The 19,533-nt window shown below is 56.2% G+C and carries 16 protein-coding genes, 1 tRNA gene, 2 rRNA genes and 2 pseudogenes; 8 read left to right on the forward strand and 13 right to left on the reverse strand.

Annotation, left to right across the window (positions count from 1 at the left end; genetic code table 11):
* A pseudogene (locus J9889_RS24035) lies at positions 1 to 122 on the forward strand (IS630 family transposase); the annotation flags it as partial.
* Between the two features lie 111 nt (positions 123 to 233).
* On the opposite strand, the gene J9889_RS24500 reads toward J9889_RS24035, so the two are convergent.
* The 8 genes and pseudogenes from J9889_RS24500 to rfaD form a co-directional block, all read right to left on the reverse strand.
* Positions 234 to 356 (reverse strand): hypothetical protein, encoded by a 123-nt coding sequence (locus J9889_RS24500; protein WP_139700700.1) that lies wholly within the window; start codon positions 354 to 356, stop codon positions 234 to 236.
* A gap of 37 nt (positions 357 to 393) precedes the next feature.
* A pseudogene (locus tag J9889_RS24040) lies at positions 394 to 939 on the reverse strand (hypothetical protein); the annotation flags it as partial.
* A 37-nt stretch (positions 940 to 976) separates the two neighbouring features.
* Complete coding sequence (locus J9889_RS08365; protein WP_139700697.1) at positions 977 to 2,974, reverse strand: LTA synthase family protein; 1,998 nt, start codon at positions 2,972 to 2,974, stop codon at positions 977 to 979.
* 51 nt (positions 2,975 to 3,025) lie between these two features.
* The gene (locus tag J9889_RS08370) at positions 3,026 to 3,580 is read right to left on the reverse strand and encodes an acyltransferase (RefSeq protein ID WP_180343592.1); all 555 of its coding nucleotides are present in this window, start codon (positions 3,578 to 3,580) and stop codon (positions 3,026 to 3,028) included.
* Between the two features lie 69 nt (positions 3,581 to 3,649).
* Positions 3,650 to 4,870 (reverse strand): O-antigen ligase family protein, encoded by a 1,221-nt coding sequence (locus J9889_RS08375; RefSeq protein ID WP_210556364.1) that lies wholly within the window; start codon positions 4,868 to 4,870, stop codon positions 3,650 to 3,652.
* Positions 4,867 to 5,589, reverse strand: a complete 723-nt coding sequence (locus J9889_RS08380; RefSeq protein WP_064339113.1) for a glycosyltransferase family 25 protein — start codon at positions 5,587 to 5,589, stop codon at positions 4,867 to 4,869. Before J9889_RS08380 ends, J9889_RS08375 begins: the two co-directional genes overlap by 4 nt.
* 210 nt (positions 5,590 to 5,799) lie before the next feature.
* Complete coding sequence (locus tag J9889_RS08385; RefSeq protein WP_139700695.1) at positions 5,800 to 6,921, reverse strand: glycosyltransferase family 4 protein; 1,122 nt, start codon at positions 6,919 to 6,921, stop codon at positions 5,800 to 5,802.
* Positions 6,918 to 7,874 carry an ADP-glyceromanno-heptose 6-epimerase gene (gene rfaD / locus J9889_RS08390; protein WP_139700693.1) on the reverse strand — a complete coding sequence of 319 codons (957 nt, stop codon included), beginning with the start codon at positions 7,872 to 7,874 and terminating at the stop codon, positions 6,918 to 6,920. The genes J9889_RS08385 and rfaD overlap by 4 nt, the downstream gene beginning before the upstream one ends.
* Before the next feature lie 154 nt (positions 7,875 to 8,028).
* On the opposite strand from rfaD, the gene J9889_RS08395 reads away from it, so the two are divergent.
* From J9889_RS08395 to J9889_RS08415, 5 genes are all read left to right on the forward strand, one after another.
* Positions 8,029 to 8,673 (forward strand): TetR/AcrR family transcriptional regulator, encoded by a 645-nt coding sequence (locus J9889_RS08395; protein WP_010672429.1) that lies wholly within the window; start codon positions 8,029 to 8,031, stop codon positions 8,671 to 8,673.
* A gap of 183 nt (positions 8,674 to 8,856) precedes the next feature.
* Entirely contained in the window at positions 8,857 to 10,047 is a 1,191-nt protein-coding gene (locus J9889_RS08400; RefSeq protein WP_045522539.1) for a glycine C-acetyltransferase, read from the forward strand.
* An 89-nt stretch (positions 10,048 to 10,136) separates the two neighbouring features.
* Entirely contained in the window at positions 10,137 to 11,162 is a 1,026-nt protein-coding gene (gene tdh / locus J9889_RS08405) for an L-threonine 3-dehydrogenase (protein WP_010672427.1), read from the forward strand.
* A gap of 219 nt (positions 11,163 to 11,381) precedes the next feature.
* Complete coding sequence (locus tag J9889_RS08410; protein ID WP_039041132.1) at positions 11,382 to 11,834, forward strand: c-type cytochrome; 453 nt, start codon at positions 11,382 to 11,384, stop codon at positions 11,832 to 11,834.
* 84 nt (positions 11,835 to 11,918) lie between these two features.
* The gene (locus tag J9889_RS08415; RefSeq protein WP_210556366.1) at positions 11,919 to 14,210 is read left to right on the forward strand and encodes a bifunctional diguanylate cyclase/phosphodiesterase; all 2,292 of its coding nucleotides are present in this window, start codon (positions 11,919 to 11,921) and stop codon (positions 14,208 to 14,210) included.
* Here J9889_RS08415 and rep read toward each other — a convergent pair.
* Positions 14,197 to 16,209, reverse strand: coding sequence for a DNA helicase Rep (rep, locus tag J9889_RS08420; protein WP_210556367.1), 2,013 nt, complete (start codon positions 16,207 to 16,209; stop codon positions 14,197 to 14,199). The genes J9889_RS08415 and rep overlap by 14 nt on opposite strands.
* Positions 16,210 to 16,361: 152 nt before the next feature.
* Here rep and J9889_RS08425 point away from each other — a divergent pair, with 152 nt between their 5' ends.
* Positions 16,362 to 17,582: a cysteine desulfurase gene (locus J9889_RS08425; RefSeq protein ID WP_210556369.1), complete on the forward strand. Its 1,221-nt coding sequence runs from the start codon at positions 16,362 to 16,364 to the stop codon at positions 17,580 to 17,582.
* A 13-nt stretch (positions 17,583 to 17,595) separates the two neighbouring features.
* Positions 17,596 to 18,030 carry a SufE family protein gene (locus J9889_RS08430; protein WP_210556371.1) on the forward strand — a complete coding sequence of 145 codons (435 nt, stop codon included), beginning with the start codon at positions 17,596 to 17,598 and terminating at the stop codon, positions 18,028 to 18,030.
* 21 nt (positions 18,031 to 18,051) lie between these two features.
* Here J9889_RS08430 and tcdA read toward each other — a convergent pair whose 3' ends face one another.
* From tcdA to J9889_RS08450, 4 genes are all read right to left on the reverse strand, one after another.
* A complete protein-coding gene (gene tcdA / locus J9889_RS08435) occupies positions 18,052 to 18,888 on the reverse strand; it encodes a tRNA cyclic N6-threonylcarbamoyladenosine(37) synthase TcdA (protein ID WP_029313443.1) in 837 nt (278 codons plus the stop codon).
* Between the two features lie 147 nt (positions 18,889 to 19,035).
* Positions 19,036 to 19,112 (reverse strand) — tRNA-Asp (locus tag J9889_RS08440).
* A gap of 98 nt (positions 19,113 to 19,210) precedes the next feature.
* Positions 19,211 to 19,325 (reverse strand): 5S ribosomal RNA (gene rrf, locus J9889_RS08445).
* Positions 19,326 to 19,409: 84 nt separating this feature from the next.
* Positions 19,410 to 19,533: ribosomal RNA gene (locus tag J9889_RS08450) — 23S ribosomal RNA — on the reverse strand; the annotation flags it as partial.

A 19,533-nucleotide genomic window follows, 5' to 3' on the forward strand; every position in this document is an offset into this window, starting at 1 on the left:
ATCGCAGCTTCAAGGATTACGACGACATCCTTGATGCCTGCACATCGGCCTGGAAGCACTTTATTGCCGATGTGGAGCGGGTGATGTCACTTTGTAGCCGAGATTGGATAAAACTGACCTAATGTTTAATCCGATTGGTATAACCAGCCCGCCCCGTTCTCACCAAGGGCTGCCCCCCTCGCCACACAAAAAATCGGGCGGGCACCAGGCCCGCCCTCAGGCGTTACAGGGAGTCACTGATCGTCGAGAGGGTCATAGTCCTGCCAGCTCTCGTCATCCAGCTCCTCCAGCTCGTCTTCCCAGAATTCCGGCTCCCAGTCATCATCGAGATCGAAATCAGGCGTCTGCGTACCCATGCTCATTCTCCTTGGATAGTGCACCGGCCTACAAAGTCTATCCAGAATAATGGGGCTCGCAATTGGCTCCATTTAAAGCTCCCCCCCCCAGCGTGCGCCCCGCAATTTTCACCTGCGTGATGGCCTCGCAGCATCCACCACCTGCTCCAGTCCGATCTCAGTCACCGCCTGGGCTGGCGGGCAAATCCCGCGCCAGTCGCCGCTACGCCAGTTGACGACGCGCCAGCGGGCACATCACCGAATGCACCCTGCAGTTGCACGTTGCGCAGGATGAAAGGCATTACACTGGTGGGCAGATCGAAGCCGCCCGCTAGACCGCAGACCGCAGACCGCAGACCGCAGACCGCCATAGTTCATCTGGGCCAGCAGCTTGGCCAGCTCCAGCAATTCGCTGCGCGGCACTATGTGACTCGCTCCCAAGGCGGTCAGTATGGCCCGCCTGCTCTTTGTGGCGACCGGTCAGGGCAGCCACCTAATAACCAAGGGCCGCCAGCAGGGACACGGCTGTGAGACCAACGGTGCCGTTGCACATGGCCTGGTGTTGATCCAGCCCGGCGGGCAAGGGCAACAGCCAGTCAGCCTTGAACATGTGTGCCTCTCTATGGGTGAAGGGGTAACATTCACTCGATCTCATCATCGGCGATCACGCCCGCGACTCTGGCATTAAGCTGCCAACGCAGCAATGCCGGATAAGCCTGCATCCGCTGCCGCTGCACCTCATCGATCGGCTGTACGGCCTCACCCAGATACCAACTCTCTCCTGGGACCCAAAGATACCTGACCGGATTGCCAGTCAGGGGGTAGGCACCATTAGCATCAATCCAGACCGTCTCGTTGTAACCAAACGCCCGCGTCGGATCGTCCTGTGGCGCCAACAAATTACGTCCACCGAGCGCCTGGTAGGGTACGTCCGAGAGGCTGAAGGCGTAGAGCGTCGGGAAGATGTCCTTGTGGGAGCCTGGGCGCGCCGACTCAAAACGCCAGGGCACCCGATCCAGAATGGCTTTCGGCACATAGAGATAGAAAGGCACCGCCCGGTCGAGCATCTGCTCGGCAGGATAATAGGCCTTGACCCTACGCATCTGATGATCGCCAGTGGCGGCGATCAGGGTATGGGTACCTAACGCGGATTTTTTGATATCGGCCACGAAACGCCCAAAAGCATCCGCCGCATATTGGTAGGTACGTAAGATATTCAGCTGATCAATCTGGCCATCTTCGGCGTGACGTCGCACCCCGTCGGTCACGGCCACCGGCTGCGGTACATAATGGGACGGCACTACATAAGGGGGATGGTTGGTCACAGTCAAAATACTGATGAAAAGCGGCTGCTTGGCCTCTTTAAGCAACTGCTCGGCTAGTCGGTAAGCATATTCGTCAGGCAATCCCCAATCCGTCAACTCTTTCGCTGATTCGGGATACATTTCCATCAAGGTATTCTGGTCGTATAAGGCATCAACCCCTTGCACCGGTAAATAATTGACTAGATTGCGCCACATCATATTACCTGGCGAGATGAAGATAACGCGGTAACCCGCCTGTTTATAAATAGAGAATGGCGTACCGGTTAGCGCCTTGGACTGTGCCGAAGAGTGGCTAAGGTTCTCCATGGGGCTATGGAAAAACAGCGCAGCCAGAGACGGAGCGGTGCCATTCCCCTCCGACACGAAACGCTTAAATACGAAATCCTGCCGGAACGGCTCGCGCAAACTGCCCAGCAGATCGTTTTTACCCGGCTCATCCAGTGCCAGCATATTGCTGCCAAAACTCTCCATCAGACTCATCACCACATGGGGTTTGTGGTCAGCAAGCCATGTATTGATCGGGGTCCGTCCTGCTAATGAATCAAGCCCAGCGGCCTTAAGCAGTCTTATTTTTTCGGCGGCATCGACTATCTCAAACTGAATATCAGCCTGATAATCCTTGATGGCCCAATCAATCGCCATCAAGCCATTGGGCGTCAATTTATTGAGCACCGTCAGGTCAGAAACCTGAGCATTGGCACGACGAAGAGGGAAAGTCCCCACGCTACCCCGTGCGGCAACGGCGATCAGGATGACCGAAAGAACCAACACCACCCAGAACAGGGCACTCGGCCAAGGCCGCAGCGTCATGGATCGGACACGATAACTGAACCAGACAGGAGGAAGTGCCAACAGGGTAGCGGCGATACCCCCTTTAATAACCGGATAGTCCTGCCACATATTGGCCAACACGGCGCAGGTATCATCGTCAACCAGACCAAAGGCGAACACATCGATATGGTTGTGATAGGTCTGGTAATAGAAATAATTGCCGATTGCAACGCTAGCCACAATAAATGCCACCCACCCAAACCACAGCGGCAAACTGCGCCACAGATATCCCCAGCCCTTGCTCCAACCGGCAAGTCCCAACCCGAACAACAGGAAAGGCGCGACCGCCATCCCCGCGATACGCAGATCATAGCGCAACCCGGTGACCCACATCCTCAGCAGATCGTCCCCCTTGTCGGCCACCAGATCGGACTCGACGAAGGAGTTATACATTACGACTCGCGCCACCATAAGGATTAATGTCAACCAGATAAGTTGAGGCCAAAGTATGGGTAATAATTGTTGAAGGCGGCGTTGATACATTATTATTATTGACTCATGTTATTGGATATGAATTTTAAAAAAACAATTATATCAATATGTTAATTCTTTTCGCCAACTAACGTTCTTGGATACCTCTCGTGCGGGGCAGCCTACCGCGACAGTATTTCCCTGAACCTTATTAGTGACAACAGAATTTATTCCAATAACACAACCATCCCCAATATCCCCCCCCTTTAGAACAACAACGCCATCGGCCAACCATACTTTATTACCAATTGTTATATTTTTTGCATAATTCATCCTTTCTCCACTTCTAATAATATCATGCCCATCCGACGTCATTACCTTCACATTCCTTGAAAACATACAGTAATCACCTATCGTCAAACTAATATCTCTTTCACGACAAGAAAGGTATGTATTCTCGCCAACAACCGTATTGGCACCAATATTTATATGGCAATTAATACCATCAATCTCTATGTTAACCCCCCTTAGATTTACATCAGGATGGAGTGTCAGCGAACAGCCATGTCCCTTTAGGGATATTTTGCATCTTCTCACCCGTACTCGCCCAGAAATATTTATTTCATTTCCAGGCTGACAATAAATTTTATTCCTAAGCCATAGGCGGATTTTGTTCAAAAAAAACGACACATGAACCTCAACATATTGTAAATGAAAATAACATTCAAACCAGAATAAAATATTTTATCATAATTGTGTTTTTTTATAATCACATGATGTTAGATATATTACCGCTGAGTATAATATTATTACATAAATTATTCCTGTATGTATTAATGGTACATCTGTTAATCCTGCAATAAGGCACACACTACTAATTGAAATACACAAAAAACCCTGTGGGGTACATTGCAACCCATACAGTAAATAAGGTGACATAAAAATAACGAAAACTATTAATAAGCCAGGCACACCATAGCGCACATAGCTATCAAGATATTGATTATGATAGTGTGCATTTTTAAATGAGAGAACTGCACTGGTTATCACACCTTGTTGATATTGCTGCTCCATTATATTTTGGTAGCCTTTGGTACCCACTCCCATCAAGGGGTGAGCTTTGATTATTTCTATCGCTGAGTGCCATAACTGAAGCCTGATACCGATAGATGTATCTTTATTACCCGCCGATATTTGTGTGATTTCTTGCCTGGTTTCATCAACTCTTTGTTCAATCGCGGGAATTAAAGATAGCAACACTAACATGGCTAATGCAACGACCGCCATTGAGGCCATACGGCGCACAGTCCATTTTTTCAATTGGTAACACACCAATATAATCGCAGTAAAAATAAGTGCTAGCCAACCCCCCCGCACCTCGCTCATGACGATTGCAAAGACTGAGCCAATAATAGACAACCATACCAATAAATTTACATTTCTGTTTTGATTATTCAGAACAGTATAGATGGCGATTAACAATGTAATGGCAACGTATAATGCAAATGGAATTTGATTAATGACACCACCAACCCTTCTGATATCCAACACCGCATACTCATAGAGCCCCACAGCACCAGCAACACAACCACCAAATAATATCACCAACAATACCATCTGCTTTTGTATCCTATGCCAAGGCACAACAAGCAGGTAAAGCAGTGATACTAAAATAGCACGAGGGGCACTAAATACCTCTCCACGAAAAATATGGTAACCAGCAAAAACAACTGCAATTAGGATCCAAAAAAACATTATCCTCTTTATTTCAGGGTTATTTAAATTTGACCATAATATCTTTCTAGCAGTAAATAGAGAAATTATAAACATAGCCACTACAAGACGAGAGATATAATGTTTCCCATCCTCAGTATTAAATGCCAAGCATGATAATATCAACATTGGCAAGAGATAATAAGCATGCAACATATAGCTTACAATCTTTTTGTTTTTACAGATGGTGATCATAATCCATCTTTTCCTGTCTTTCTAAGATAGGCAAGCTTAATCATTATCTTTTTATAGAGTGTATACAGCTCTCGGCTTGGTTTCCTGTACCAGGCTGTTTTAGAAAATCCAAGTTGGACTGTTGTAGGCACAACCTCATCATGAGCAACAATGCTAGGCTCAATAGCATAAGAGGTCATATTATGTAGATAGGCTAACCCAACAAAACAATCTACAGGCAATGACCACCTGTGTTTGATTAATTTAGCAGCGGATTTTGGTGAGATTGCATAGCCCCTCATTCCCCCAAAATTATCTTCCATCATCAATATTTTGTAATTTTCTCGCACGGATACCAGCTGTGTTTTCCCACGAATGACAGGCTCCAGCCTAATAAATCCAAATTTATTTACATCATCAGCAATCATATTAATTGTCTTCTTAAAGGATGGGAGCAAAATAGCATCATCCTCTAACACCACAATGGATTGATTGATGGCAACACTATGCATCCAGAGTAAATAGTGACTGGCATAACAACCCATTTCACCACGCGTCGGCATTTTGCCACTGGTCAACCATAAACATTTTTTATAATTATAATCAGCAAAAAGTGGGTGCTCAAACTGACCATCTACCGCATCAAAAAATTCAAAATCAACACCGTGACTAGCCATTTGCTCGATGACTCGTTGGCGTCTGGCTGGTGAACGCTTGAGACTAATGACATAAATTTTCATTTGATGACTAACCTTCTAAAGGCATCATTATCCCGAGTTTTTCTCCATAACCAAAATACATCGGAATAGAGGGAAATAACAATACGGAGGAAATAGAATAGGATTTAAACATTGAAATGGTAGATTGTGACCACCACATAGAGATAAGTGAGGTATATATTTGTGATTTAGAAAAGCAGAAGGCTCTCTTTGGTATATCGGCAAACAACATCAAGATAACCCTTGGTATATATCAATCAACAAATCCAGATGCAGGGACATATCAAATTTTTGCTCGGCCCGCTCGCGAGCCAATTTCCCCAGGCGCTCACTTAATTCAGGGTCTCGCAGCAGTACCTTGATCTGCCCAGCGATAACTTGCGGTTGCAATGGCTCGGCCAATAAACCCACACCACCAAGCACCTCTGGCACGGCACCGGTAGTGGCCCCGACGATCGGTTTACCGGCGGCCATCGCCTCGATCACGGTGAGGCCAAATGCCTCGTTGTGAGAAGGGATCACCACCACATCCATCGCCTGCAACATGCGGGCGGTATCTCGTCGGAAGCCGGAAAAATGCACCGCACCACCGAGTTGACGTTGGGCAATGTCGCACTCCAGCTCAGTGACGAAGGGCTCATCAGCCCCCTCGGTGGCAAGCGTCCCCCCCACCAGCAGCAGTTGAAGGTCGGGGAATTCGGTACGCAGCAGGGCAAAGGCCTCAAGCAGCTCACGCTGCCCCTTGCCGGGACTGAAACGGCCGACCATCCCGATCAGCGGGCCAGTGGGAATACCCAGCTCACCGCGAATAAGGGCTGGCTCTTCCTCGCAAGAGGTCAACTCGGTGCCCAGCCACAGCCGCTGAATACGCTCTGCGGGGAGCGGCAAGGCGGCGCGATTGCGCCTCAGTGTCTCGTCGCTGATGGAGAGCACCCTATCGACCTTGCCGTAGATCCAGCGATGCAACGGATCCTTCTTAGGTCGTTTTGAGCCCATATGCTCGGTGAAAATGAGGCGAAACGAGGAAATAGTGCCAAGTAATGCGGCCAACAGCAGATCGCTGGACTTGTGGCAGTGCACGATCTGGATGCCGCTTTGCTTCATCCAGCGCAGCAGCGCAGGCAGGCGCAAGATGGCCTGATTGCGTGATGCCGCCTCAAACACCTCAAAACCAGCGGCCTTCATATCTGAGGCAACTCGACTACCTGCCAGTGCCAACCCGAACACACGCCAACCTCGCTCTACCAGCCCCTTGCCGACCCGGATAGGGTACATCTCCAACCCCCCCCAACCCTGAGAAAGGCAGATCTGCAATACACTACCCGGCGCAACCACATTTGCCGGAGCGTTCATCGGTTCAACCAGGCCATGTAATCGGCCACGCCTTCGGCCACAGTCTTGAACTCGCCGTCATAGCCGACGCCGCGCAACTTGGTGAGATCCGCCTGGGTGAAGCTCTGGTAGCGACCCTTGAGGTGATCCGGGAAGGGAATGTATTCGATGGCGCCTTTCTGGTGATGCCTGATCACGGCTTCCGCCACGTTCTGGAACGGCTCAGCCCGGCCGGTGCCGCAGTTGAAGATGCCGGAGTGCTGCGGATTCTGCCAGAACCAGAGGTTCACCTTGCAGACGTCGTCCACGTAGATGAAGTCGCGCATCTGGCCGCCATCCGGGAAGCCGTCACAGCCCTCGAACAGCTTGGGATTGTCACCCTGCTTCACCTGGGTATTGAGGTGGAAGGCCACGGACGCCATGGAGCCCTTGTGCTGCTCGCGGGGACCATAGACGTTGAAGTACTTGAGACCCACCACCTGGGAGTTGATCTCCGGCATCCAGCGACGCACGTACTGATCGAACAACTGCTTGGAGTAGCCGTAGACGTTGAGGGGCTGCTCGAACCTGGGATCTTCGATGAAGTTGTCGTTGCGCCCGCCATAGGTCGCGGCGGAAGAGGCGTAGATGAAGGGGATATCCCGTTCGATGCAGTAGTGGAACAGATCCTTGGAGTACTCGTAGTTGACCTCCATGATGAACTTGCCGTTCCACTCGGTGGTCGCGGAACAGGCGCCTTCGTGGAAGATCACCTCGATGCCGTCATCCCACTCCTCGAATTCGTCACCGGAGACGATCCGCGCCTGGAACTCGTCCTTGTCCATGTAGTCGGCGATGGTGAGGTCGACCAGGTTGACGAACTTGGTGCCGTCGGTCAGGTCATCAATGACCACGATATCGGTCCGTCCTTGAGCGTTCAGCTGCTTGACCAGATTGCTGCCGATAAAGCCAGCACCGCCAGTTACTACGATCATGGAGTTTGCCTCGCGTACGTTGTGGCCCCGTGTGACTGCCTGTTAAAGCTGTGTATAGTGGGCCAATTTGAAATTGCCGAAAAGTTTATCACGGGCCGCAAGGGGATTCGACCTCGATGACTTTTCCCCTTCGGGCCCGGCAGAGGGACCAGCGATGAAGACCAGAGACAGGATCATCCACAGCGCCACCGAGCTGTTCAACGATCAGGGCGAGCGCAACATCACCACCAACCACATTGCCGCACACCTTGGCATCAGCCCGGGCAACCTTTACTACCACTTCAGAAACAAAGAAGACATCATCCACTCCATCTTCGATCAGTACGCCCGCCACCTGAGCGACAGCTTCACTCCGATCCGCAGCAGCGAGATCCGGCTGGAGGATCTGATGGGCTACCTGGATGCCATCTTCTATTTGATGTGGCAGTTCCGCTTCTTCTACGCGAACCTGCCGGACATCCTGAGTCGCGACGAGCTGCTGCAGCAGAAATACCTCAAGGCACAGGAGCAGCTCCGTGCCACCGTGGAGACGCTGCTCAGAAGCCTGCGCGAAGGCGGTATCATCGCCGTCAGCGATGAAGACCTGCCGGATCTCGGCCAGACCATCAAGATGGTCGTCACCTGCTGGATCCCGTTCCAGATTGCCCAGGCCCCGGCCACCCGCATCACCAAACCCCTGCTCTACCAGGGGGTCTTGCGGGTGCTGTTTTTGCTGCGCCCCTACGTGCAGCCACAGGTGGCCCCCCAGATACATCAACTGGAGCAACATTATCACCAACTGGCCCAACCAGCCGGGTGAGATCTGTTTCACAATTGTTGATTATCAGCATAAAAATTTGAATTTATACGCAGGGATTACAGTAAAATGTTGCCCATTCTAGGGTCTGTCGGCGTTTCGTCGCGACCGTGACGACGCCGAACCGTGCGGGTTGCACGGCCCGGGATCCTGATAACACAGTCGATACAGCAATGAGGACCGAGGATGTCTAACGGATTCTATCGTCACCTGACCGCACAGCTCGAACAGGTCAAGGCGGAAGGGCTTTACAAGCAGGAGCGCATCATCACCTCGGCCCAGCAGGCCCAGATTGCGGTGGGCGGCGAGCAGGTACTGAACTTCTGTGCCAACAACTACCTGGGGCTGGCCAACCATCCCGACCTGATTGCCGCCGCCCATCAGGGGCTCGACAGCCACGGCTTCGGCATGGCCTCGGTGCGCTTCATCTGCGGTACCCAGGACCAGCACAAGGAGCTGGAGCAGAAGCTGTCCGCCTTCCTCGGCACCGAAGACAGCATCCTCTACTCCTCCTGCTTCGACGCCAACGGCGGTCTGTTCGAGACTCTGTTCGGTGCCGAAGACGCCATCATCTCCGACGCCCTCAACCATGCCTCCATCATCGATGGGGTGCGGTTGTGCAAGGCCAGGCGCTATCGCTACGCCAACAACGACATGGCCGAACTGGAAGCCCAACTCAAGCAGGCCGATGCCGACGGCGCCCGCTTCAAACTGATCGCCACCGACGGTGTCTTCTCCATGGATGGCGTCATCGCCGACCTCAAATCCATCTGCGATCTGGCCGACAAGTACGACGCGCTGGTGATGGTGGATGACTCCCACGCCGTCGGCTTCATCGGCGAGAACGGCCGCGGCACCCACGAATACTGCGAGGTGATGGAACGGGTCGACATCATCACCGGCACCCTGGGCAAGGCGCTGGGTGGCGCGTCCGGTGGCTACACATCCGGCAAGAAAGAGGTGATCGACTGGTTGCGTCAGCGCTCCCGTCCCTACCTCTTCTCCAACTCCCTGGCACCCTCCATCGTCTCGGCCACCATCAAGGTGATCGACATGCTGGCCGAGGGTCACGACCTGCGTGCCCGCCTCAAGGAGAACAGTGCCTACTTCCGCGAGCGCATGAGCGCCGCCGGCTTTACCCTGGCCGGTGCCGATCACGCCATCATTCCGGTCATGCTGGGGGATGCCAAACTGGCTGCCGAGATGGCGAGCCGCATGCTGGACGCCGGTATCTACGTGGTGGGCTTCTCCTTCCCCGTGGTACCCAAGGGTCAGGCGCGCATCCGGACCCAGATGTCCGCCGCCCATACCCGGGAGCAACTGGACAAGGCGATCGATGCCTTCATTCGCATCGGTCGCGAGCTCGGTGTGATTTGATCACATGGCTGGCTGATTAAAACGGGGGCCAAGGTTGGGCCCCATTTTATTACCCTCTGTACCCGGCATGGCGCCGTGAGGAATCTGTCATGAAAGCACTCTCCAAACTCAAATCCGAAGTCGGCATCTGGATGACCGATGTCCCGGCTCCCGAGCTCGGCCACAACGATCTGCTCATCAAGATCCGCAAGACCGCCATCTGCGGCACCGACATGCACATCTACAACTGGGACGAGTGGGCCCAGAAGACCATTCCCGTCCCCATGGTGGTGGGGCACGAGTATGTGGGAGAGGTGGTCGCCGTCGGCCAGGAAGTGCGCGGCTTCGCCATCGGCGATCGCGTCTCCGGCGAAGGCCACATCACCTGCGGCCACTGCCGCAACTGCCGTGCCGGTCGCACCCACCTGTGCCGCAACACCATTGGTGTGGGTGTGAACCGCCCGGGTTCCTTCGCCGAATACCTGGTGATCCCGGCCTTCAACGCCTTCAAGCTGCCGGACAACATCCCCGATGAGCTGGCCGCCATCTTCGATCCGTTCGGCAACGCCGTGCACACCGCCCTCTCCTTCGACCTGGTGGGTGAAGACGTGCTCATCACCGGCGCAGGCCCCATCGGCATCATGGCTGCTGCCGTCTGCCGTCACGTTGGCGCCCGTCACGTGGTGATCACCGACGTCAACGAATACCGGCTGGAACTGGCCCGCAAGATGGGCGCCACCCGTGCCGTCAACGTGGCCAAGGAGAAGCTCTCCGATGTCATGGAAGATCTCGGCATGACCGAAGGGTTCGATGTGGGGCTGGAGATGTCCGGGGTGCCCAGCGCCTTCCAGGACATGATCGACAAGATGAACCACGGCGGCAAAATCGCCATGCTCGGCATTCCTCCCTCCACCATGGCCATCGACTGGGGCAAGGTGATCTTCAAGGGACTCTTCATCAAGGGGATCTACGGCCGCGAAATGTTCGAAACCTGGTACAAGATGGCAAGCCTCATCCAGTCTGGCCTGGATCTCAGCCCCATCATCACCCATCACTTCCACATCGACGACTTCCAGCAGGGCTTCGAAGCCATGGGCTCGGGCAAGTCCGGCAAGGTGATCCTGAACTGGGATTGACGACACGCGAGGGGCGCCTGGGCAATCAGCGCGCCCTCTCTTGTTCGGCCTCACGAAACCCGGCACATGCCGGGTTTTTTGATGTGGGATCACCCCTTCCCGCTCTGCCACTTTGTTTGCAGATTGCTTAACACTTCACACACAAGCGTTTAAATGACTGTAACTATTCGGTTATAATCCCGTCGTTTTCTGGGGATAATAAGAGCCTGCTGGGAGTACATGAGCGTGTTGAAAAAACTGAGCTATTTGCTGGCTGCCGGGATGGCGGCTGCCACTCTGTCCGGCGCCGTCCTTGCCGCCGATGACATGTCGACAGAGGCCATCGCCGAGCGTATTGCCCCGGTTGGCCAGGTTTATACCGCCAAGGATCTGGAAGGCATTGCGACCGCCGCGGCCGCGCCTGCGGCAGCCTCCTCCGGCCCCCGTGACGGCGAGACCGTGTTCAAGGGTGCCTGCTTCGCCTGCCATGATACCGGTGCCGCCGGCGCCCCCAAGCGAGGTGACAAGGCCGCCTGGGAGCCACGCATCGCCCAGGGATTCGACACCTTGCGCAAACACGCCATCGAAGGCTTCACCGGCAAGGCTGGCATGATGCCACCGCGGGGGACCTGCGCCACCTGCAGTGACGAAGAGATCGAGAACGCCATTCACTACATGATCGACAAGCTGTAAGTAATTGAAAGGGCTTCTCTTGCAGCCCTTTCAATCCCATCACTTCCGACTACGCTTGAAGGTAAGTTTTTTCGGGAGTGTTGCATGTCAGTTCAGCCCACCACACCGCCAGACTCGCACTCCTTGCTGGCGGTCGTCTCCTCCATCATGGATTTTCCCGCCCCCGGCATTGCCTCCCCCGAGGATTACGCCCGACTGGTCGGTCTGCTGGACAAACTCTGCCCTCTGCAACATTTCGCCATGCTGGGGCTGGCCGACGGGGGGCTGAACTGGCGCTACACCTATCAGCTTCCCGACGTGTTCAAGCAACAATTGGGACGGGAAGAACCTCGCCTCACCGAACAGCTCACCCGGCTCGATGAAGGTCAGGGCTGGTGCGTGCAGCCTGTGGAGCATATCGACGTGCAGTGGTTGCTGGCACGCAGCACCCCGGATCAGGCACCCACCCTGAGGTTGCTGCTGGAGTGCCTGGCCAAACGACTGCACGAAACCCAGACCGGTACCCAGCTGGCGGGGCAGGCTTCCCCTCTCATGCAGCGGGATCCCCAGTGGCAGGAGAAAATCGAGAAGATCGGCCGAGTGATGCGCCTGGCTCACAACCTGCCTCAGCATGCCCTGTTTGCCCAGTTGGAAGCTGTGCTCTCAGTCAGCGACATGTTGCTGATCCGGCTGGAAAACCAGCGGCTGGAGCGACTCTATCCACCACACCTGACATACGACGATGACATCATTCGGGCCATGTGCCACAGCACCAACAGCGTAGAGCGCCATGAAGAGGGACTTTACTGGTACAGCCTGCCCCTGCGCCAGCAGCAGCAATACTTTGCCCACCTCATCCTCAACATGACCCGGCCTCTGGAAACCGATGACAGGCTATTCCTCGATTTCCTGCGCCATCAGTTGACCCTGCTGCTGGAGCTCAAAAGGGTGCGACAGCAACTCGATGAGCTCAACTCGGAGGAGTCCATCAACCAGCGACTCCAACAGCTGCGCCAAACCAACTTGAGGTTGCAGAAACGGCTCAAGCATCATCAGGAGCTGGAGCGGCGGCTCCAGTTCAATGCCTTGCACGACCCGCTGACCCAGTTGCCAAACCGGGCGCTGCTGATGAATCACCTGCATCATGCCATGACCCGCTACCGCCGTTACCAGACAGCCGGCTTCACCCTGATCTTCGTCGATGTGGATCACTTCAAGCAGGTCAATGACGCCCTGGGCCACAGTGCTGGCGATCAGTTGCTGCAGGAGCTGGGCAGCAGGCTGCAAGGCTGCATCCGGCAAAATGACATGGTGGCGAGGCTCGGAGGGGACGAATTCGTCATCTATCTGGACAACAGCCAGCGGGAAGAGGACATCAGCCCCGTGCTCAATCGCCTGATTGGCCGTATCGGCCATCCGTTCCGGCTCCAGGGCAACGAACTGACCATCACCGTCAGTCTGGGGGTCGCCAGTGTGACGGAGCAAACGGCCGATGTCAGTGAACTGCTGCACCAGGCAGACCTCGCCATGTACCAGGCCAAGCGCAACGGCCGCAGCCGCATCGTCATGTATTCGGAGGCCTGTACCGAACAGGCGGGGTCACCGGAAGAGCGGCTCTTCAGAGCCTTGCGGGAAGGGCGGATTGTGCCCTACTTCCAGCCAGTGATCAGGCTGTGTGACAGCCGCCTGGTCGGACTGGAGGTCATGGCGCGCTGGATAACGGAGGAAGGGGAGCTCAAGGATGCATTCGACTTCATTCCTCTGGCGGAACAGTGCGGCCTCATTCAGGATCTGGACCGCCAGATCCTCAAGCGCACCTGCCAGCAACTGAAGCTTTGGCAACCCGCCTCCGGGGTCGGTCGTTTCAGGATAGCCATCAACCTCTCCGGCAAGCACCTGGCCAGCCACGAGCAGATCATGCAACTGCTCACCATCATGGAGGAGGAGGGTGTCATCCCCGCATGTTTCATCTTTGAGTTCAACGAACGCGAGCTCTCCCGGCAGAGTGCCGACTCCCTCACTGCCCTGCATGAACTGAGGGCGAAAGGGATCCAGGTCAGCCTGGATGACTTCGGCACCGGCTTCTCTTCCCTCAACGCCCTGTTTCACTTCCCGGTGGATTACATCAAGGTGGACGATAGCTTCACCCATCGCATGTTGAACTCACCCAAGGATCTGGCGCTTATCCGCGCCATGCGGGACATCTGCCAGGACCTCGACTTCACCCTGGTGGTCGAGGGGATCGAAAATCAGCAGCAGTTGCAAAAGCTCATCGAGCTTGGCTGCGCCCTCGGGCAGGGGCGCCACATCTCGCCCCCGCTGCCGGGAGCCGATATTCCCCCTCTGCTGGGTCAGGCTTCTCGAGAGACCAAGCCTTCCGACCTCAATCCTTCTTGAACAGGGCCCGCAGGTTGGCGACACCAACCAGCCCCTTCTGCTGGCGCTCCTCGGCCGTCACCTTCTTCTGGTTTTCCCACTCCAGGTCATCCTGGGGCAGCTCCAGCAGGAAGCGGCTCGGCTCCGGCCGCACCGACTCGCCAAACTGGCGGCGCTCCTTGCAGAGAGTAAAGGTCAGTTCGGTCTGGGCCCGGGTGATCCCCACGTAGGCGAGGCGCCGCTCCTCCTCCACATTATCCTCGTCGATGCTGGTCTGGTGGGGCAGCAGCCCCTCCTCCATGCCCACCATGTAGACATAGGGAAATTCCAGCCCCTTGGAGGCGTGCAGGGTCATCAGCTGCACCTGATCCGCCTCATCCTCCCCTTCGTTGCGCTCCATCATGTCCCGCAGGGTGAGCCGGGTAACCACCTGTGCAAGCGTCATCGACTCTTCCAGCTCGTCCCCCTCCAGCATCTCGCTGATCCAGCGATAAAGGGTGGAGACGTTTTGCATCCGCATCTCCGCCGCCTTCGGACTGGGGGAGGTCTCATAGAGCCACTCCTCGTAGTGGATCTCCTTGATCATGTCCCGTACCGCCTCCACCGGATTGCCGCGCAGCGCCTGATCGCCAAGCCTCACCAGCCAGTTGGTGAAGGCCTGCAGGGCGGATAGACCGCGCCCGGAGAGGTGTTGCTCCAGCCCCAGCTCGAAGCTGGCGGCAAACAGGCTCTTGCCGCGCTGGTTGGCGTACTGGCCCAGTTTTTCGAGGGTAGTGGGGCCTATCTCGCGGCGCGGCAGGTTGACCACCCGCAGGAAGGCCGTGTCCTCATCCGGGTTAACTAGCAGCTTGAGGTAGGCCATGATGTCCTTGATCTCGGTGCGGGAGAAAAACGAGGTACCGCCGGAGATACGGTAGGGAATGCGGTTGGTCATCAGCGCCTTCTCGAAGATGCGCGACTGATGGTTGCCCCGATAGAGGATCGCGTAATCCTTGAACCGGGTGCGGTTCATGAACTTGTGGCCCATCAGCTCGGCGGCGATACGCTCCGCCTCGTGCTCCTCATTCTTGGCAAACAGCACCTTGAGCTTCACCCCCTCGTCCAGCTCGGAGAAGAGCGCCTTGTCGTAGACATGGGGATTATTGGCGATCAGGATGTTGGCGCACTTGAGAATACGCCGCTTGGAGCGGTAGTTCTGCTCCAGCTTGATGAGCCGCAGATTGGGGAAATCTTCGTTCAGCAGCACCAGGTTCTGCGGCTTGGCACCGCGCCAGGAGTAGATGGACTGGTCGTCGTCCCCCACCACGGTGAAGCGGGCCCGCTCGCCGACGATCTGCTTCACCAGCTCGTACTGGCTGGTGTTGGTGTCCTGGTATTCGTCGACCAGCAGATAGCGGATCTTGTTCTGCCAGCGCTCGCGCACCTCCTGATTGCTCTTGAGCAGCAGGGTCGGCATCACGATGAGGTCGTCAAAATCCAGCGCGTTGTAGGCCACCATCTGGCGGTGGTAACGCTCGTAGAGCTGGGCCATCAGCACCTCTTCCGGGCCGCGGGCGATGCGCATGGCTCGAGCCGGCAGGATGAGGTCGTTCTTCCAGTTGGAGATCTGGCTGATGAGGGCCGAGAGCTTGTCCTTGTCGTTATCGAGCTCCGCCTCGGTCAGCTCTTTCAGCAGCGCCAGCTGGTCGGTATCGTCGAACAGGGAAAAATTGGCCTTGAGATTCAGGCTCTTGTGCTCGCGGCGGATGATCTCAAGCCCCAGAGTGTGGAAGGTGGAGACCATCAGCCCCCGCGCCTCCTTGCGACCGAGGGTCTGGCCGACCCGTTCTTTCATCTCCCGCGCGGCCTTGTTGGTGAAGGTGACGGCGGCGATGTTGCGCGCGTTGTAGCCGCACTGCTGTACCAGATAGGCAATCTTGTTGGTGATGACGCGGGTCTTGCCCGATCCGGCACCCGCCAGCACCAGGCAAGGGCCGGAGACAAACTTGACCGCTTCGTTCTGATTGGGGTTGAGCTTCATGGGCCGGATCTCTTGGCTTATGATGAGGGGCGGCATTGTAACAGAGATCCCGCAGGCAGCCGAAACCGCAGGCAATATCCCGCCACTGCGCCTTGTGTTTGACCGCTATTTTCCGGATCATGGCCGACTTTTCCAGATGATATGAGGGGAGCATGAACCAGCAACAGCACGCCCGGCTGCGCAGCCAGTTTCCGGCCTTGGCACAAGAGGTCAACGGCCACCCTCTGGTCTATCTGGACAATGCCGCCACCACCCAGAAACCCCAGGTGGTGCTGGATGCCATCGCGCACTATTATCGGGCCGACAATGCCAACGTGCACCGCGCCGCCCATGCCCTGAGCGGCCGGGCCACCCGTGCCTTCGAGGCCGCCCGCGAGACGGTTGCCCGCTTTATCAATGCACCCCGCAGCCACGAGGTGATCTGGACCCGCGGCACCACGGAGGCTATCAATCTGGTGGCCCAGAGCTGGGGAATGAGCGAGCTGAGGGCGGGGGATGAAGTCGTGCTCAGCACCCTGGAGCACCACGCCAACATCGTCCCCTGGCAGCTGGTCGCCCAACGCACCGGTGCAGTGATCCGGGTCATCCCCCTCGATGAGCGGGGCGATCTCGATCTGGCCGCCTATCACGCCCTGCTGGGACCACGTACCCGACTGGTGAGTGTGGCCCACGTCTCCAATGCCCTTGGCACCGTCAACCCAGTCGAGCAGATAGTGGCGGCGGCCAAGGCGGTCGGCGCCCTGACCCTGATCGACGGCGCCCAGGCAGTGGCCCACTTCGAGGTGGATGTGCAGGCCATCGGCTGCGACTTCTACGCCTTCTCCGGTCACAAGCTCTATGGCCCGACCGGCATCGGCGTATTGTGGGGCCGCACCGAGCTATTGGAACGGATGCCGCCCTGGCAAGCGGGAGGCGAGATGATCGACAGGGTCAGCTTTGCCGGTACCACCTTCAACACCCTGCCCTTCAAATTCGAGGCAGGCACCCCCCATATTGCCGGCGCCATCGGCCTGGCTGCAGCCATCGGCTTTGTGATGGAGCAGGACAAGGATTCATTGGCCAGCCATGACGCGGCGCTGACCGACTATCTGGTTGCCGGACTGCAACAGGTGCCAGGGCTGCGTCTGGTCGGCGAACCCGGTCAGCGCGCCGGCGCGGTCTCCTTTCTGCTGGACGACATCCACCCGCAAGATGCCGCCACCCTGCTCGACATGCAGGGTATAGCCCTGCGGATCGGCCATCACTGCGCCATGCCGCTGATGGAATCGCTCGGTATCGGCGGCACGATGCGTGCCTCCCTGGCCTGCTACAACAATCGGGACGATGTCGACGCCCTGCTGGCCGCCCTGCACAAACTCCGTGACTTCTTCTAAGGCAGACAATCCAATGAGCAGCCTCGCAACCTATACCCGGATAGGCGTTGAGCCCGACGCAAATAGCATCCGTCAGCAGTTTGCGGCAGCAAACGGCTGGGAGAACCAGTACCGACTCATCATCCAGCTCGGCAAACTGCTGCCTGTACTGCCCGGCGAATGGCAGCAGGAGGAATTTCGCCTCAAGGGGTGTGAGAGCCAGGCCTGGTTGAAGGGGGAGAAAGGTGAGGATGGTAACTGGCACTTTGCTTGCGATTCCGATGCCCGCATTGTGCGTGGTCTGATCGTCATCGTACTGGCAGCGCTCAACCACCAACCTGCAGCGGCGATCCACTCCTTCGACATGGAGGGCTATTTCAGCGAACTGGGGCTGGAGAAACACTTGAGCCCGTCGCGGGGCAACGGGCTCAGAGCTATCGTGTTGGCAATCCGGGAGCAGGCTGCCTAACCCACCTTGTACAGTGGTCGATCAGGCTTCGCCAATCGACCCTGTGTCTTCATTTCCGGCCTCTTTCTCGGCGCGGGCTCCCCGCTCGGCAATCTTCTTCAAGACCCGGGACGCGGCAACCAAGCCAAAGGTGGCCGTCACCGGCGTCACGGCACCGAAGCCGGAGGCGCAATCCATCTTCATGTTGCCGTCACTGGCCGCCTTGGCCTGACAGGTGCCACCATTGCCGTCCGGGTAGCTCAGCTGTTCGGTTGAGAAGACACACTCCACCCCGAACTTGCGCGCCGGATTCTTGCTGAAGTTGTGCAGTCGGCGCAGGTCGGAGCGCACCTTGGCGGCCAGCGGATCCTGAATGGTCTTGGCCAGGTCGGCCACGGTGATCTGGGTCGGGTCCATCTGCCCGCCGGCACCGCCCGCCACGATCACCGGGATCTTGTTGCGCTTGCAGAAGGCAATCAGCGCCACCTTGGCCTTGACAGAGTCGATGGCATCCACCACATAGTCAAACTCCCGCTTGATATGCTCGCCCAGGTTGTCGGCGGTGACGAAGTCATCCACCTCGATTACCTCGCAATCCGGGTTGATGGCACGGATGCGCTCGGCCATCACCTCCGTCTTGAGACGGCCGACCGTGCCCTGCATGGCATGGATCTGGCGATTGGTGTTGGTGATGCAGATATCATCCATGTCGATCAGAGTGATCTGGTTGATGCCGGCCCGAGCCAGCGCCTCGGCCGCCCAGGAGCCGACGCCACCGATCCCGACCACGCAGACTTTCGCCTGGCTGAAGGAGCCAAGGGCACGCTGGCCATAAAGACGGGCTATGCCCCCGAATCGCTGTAGATACTCTGCTTTCATACCACCACCTTGCTTGAGGGCGGCCATTATAGCGGCAACCTCTCTCAGGGGCGATGATCGGATGATGGTGGTGTTGATGTGAGAGAAAAGGAGTGCGGTATCGAAAACGAAAAAAAGCCCAGTCGTTAGACTGGGCTTCTTAAGTAGTGGCGGAGCGGACGGGACTCGAACCCGCGACCCCCGGCGTGACAGGCCGGTATTCTAACCGACTGAACTACCGCTCCGCATTCGGTTAGCTTTCGCTAAATCTTTTGCTGCTTGTTTGTGAGGTGTCATCCTCGCAGCCGGTTATGTGATTCTTCACATCACCGTTTAATTGAGTGCCTGGCAGTGTCCTACTCTCGCATGGCGAATGCCACACTACCATCGGCGCTACAGCGTTTCACTTCTGAGTTCGGCATGGGGTCAGGTGGTTCCACTGCGCTATTGCCGCCAGGCAAAAATCTTCAATCTGAAAAAGCTGATTTAGTTATTCGTTCTCGGTATCTGCTACAAGTCTCAGAACACTTCTTGGGTGTTGTATGGTTAAGCCTCACGGGTAATTAGTATGGGTTAGCTCAACGTATCACTACGCTTACACACCCCACCTATCAACGTTGTGGTCTCCAACGGCCCTTTAGGACCCTCAAGGGGTCAGGGATGACT

This window comes from Aeromonas sp. PrichA-15 (genome assembly GCF_017939245.1).
GTDB lineage: Bacteria > Pseudomonadota > Gammaproteobacteria > Enterobacterales > Aeromonadaceae > Aeromonas > Aeromonas caviae.

Bases quoted from the DNA above. Each gene is read 5' to 3' on its own strand.
- J9889_RS24500 (WP_139700700.1), bottom strand. From the start codon at position 356: ATGGGTACGCAGACGCCTGATTTCGATCTCGATGATGACTGGGAGCCG.
- J9889_RS08365 (WP_139700697.1), bottom strand. From the start codon at position 2,974: ATGTATCAACGCCGCCTTCAACAATTATTACCCATACTTTGGCCTCAA.
- J9889_RS08375 (WP_210556364.1), bottom strand. From the start codon at position 4,870: ATGATCACCATCTGTAAAAACAAAAAGATTGTAAGCTATATGTTGCAT.
- J9889_RS08380 (WP_064339113.1), bottom strand. From the start codon at position 5,589: ATGAAAATTTATGTCATTAGTCTCAAGCGTTCACCAGCCAGACGCCAA.
- J9889_RS08385 (WP_139700695.1), bottom strand. From the start codon at position 6,921: ATGAACGCTCCGGCAAATGTGGTTGCGCCGGGTAGTGTATTGCAGATC.
- rfaD (WP_139700693.1), bottom strand. From the start codon at position 7,874: ATGATCGTAGTAACTGGCGGTGCTGGCTTTATCGGCAGCAATCTGGTC.
- J9889_RS08395 (WP_010672429.1), top strand. From the start codon at position 8,029: ATGAAGACCAGAGACAGGATCATCCACAGCGCCACCGAGCTGTTCAAC.
- J9889_RS08400 (WP_045522539.1), top strand. From the start codon at position 8,857: ATGTCTAACGGATTCTATCGTCACCTGACCGCACAGCTCGAACAGGTC.
- tdh (WP_010672427.1), top strand. From the start codon at position 10,137: ATGAAAGCACTCTCCAAACTCAAATCCGAAGTCGGCATCTGGATGACC.
- J9889_RS08410 (WP_039041132.1), top strand. From the start codon at position 11,382: ATGAGCGTGTTGAAAAAACTGAGCTATTTGCTGGCTGCCGGGATGGCG.
- J9889_RS08415 (WP_210556366.1), top strand. From the start codon at position 11,919: ATGTCAGTTCAGCCCACCACACCGCCAGACTCGCACTCCTTGCTGGCG.
- rep (WP_210556367.1), bottom strand. From the start codon at position 16,209: ATGAAGCTCAACCCCAATCAGAACGAAGCGGTCAAGTTTGTCTCCGGC.
- J9889_RS08425 (WP_210556369.1), top strand. From the start codon at position 16,362: ATGAACCAGCAACAGCACGCCCGGCTGCGCAGCCAGTTTCCGGCCTTG.
- J9889_RS08430 (WP_210556371.1), top strand. From the start codon at position 17,596: ATGAGCAGCCTCGCAACCTATACCCGGATAGGCGTTGAGCCCGACGCA.
- tcdA (WP_029313443.1), bottom strand. From the start codon at position 18,888: ATGAAAGCAGAGTATCTACAGCGATTCGGGGGCATAGCCCGTCTTTAT.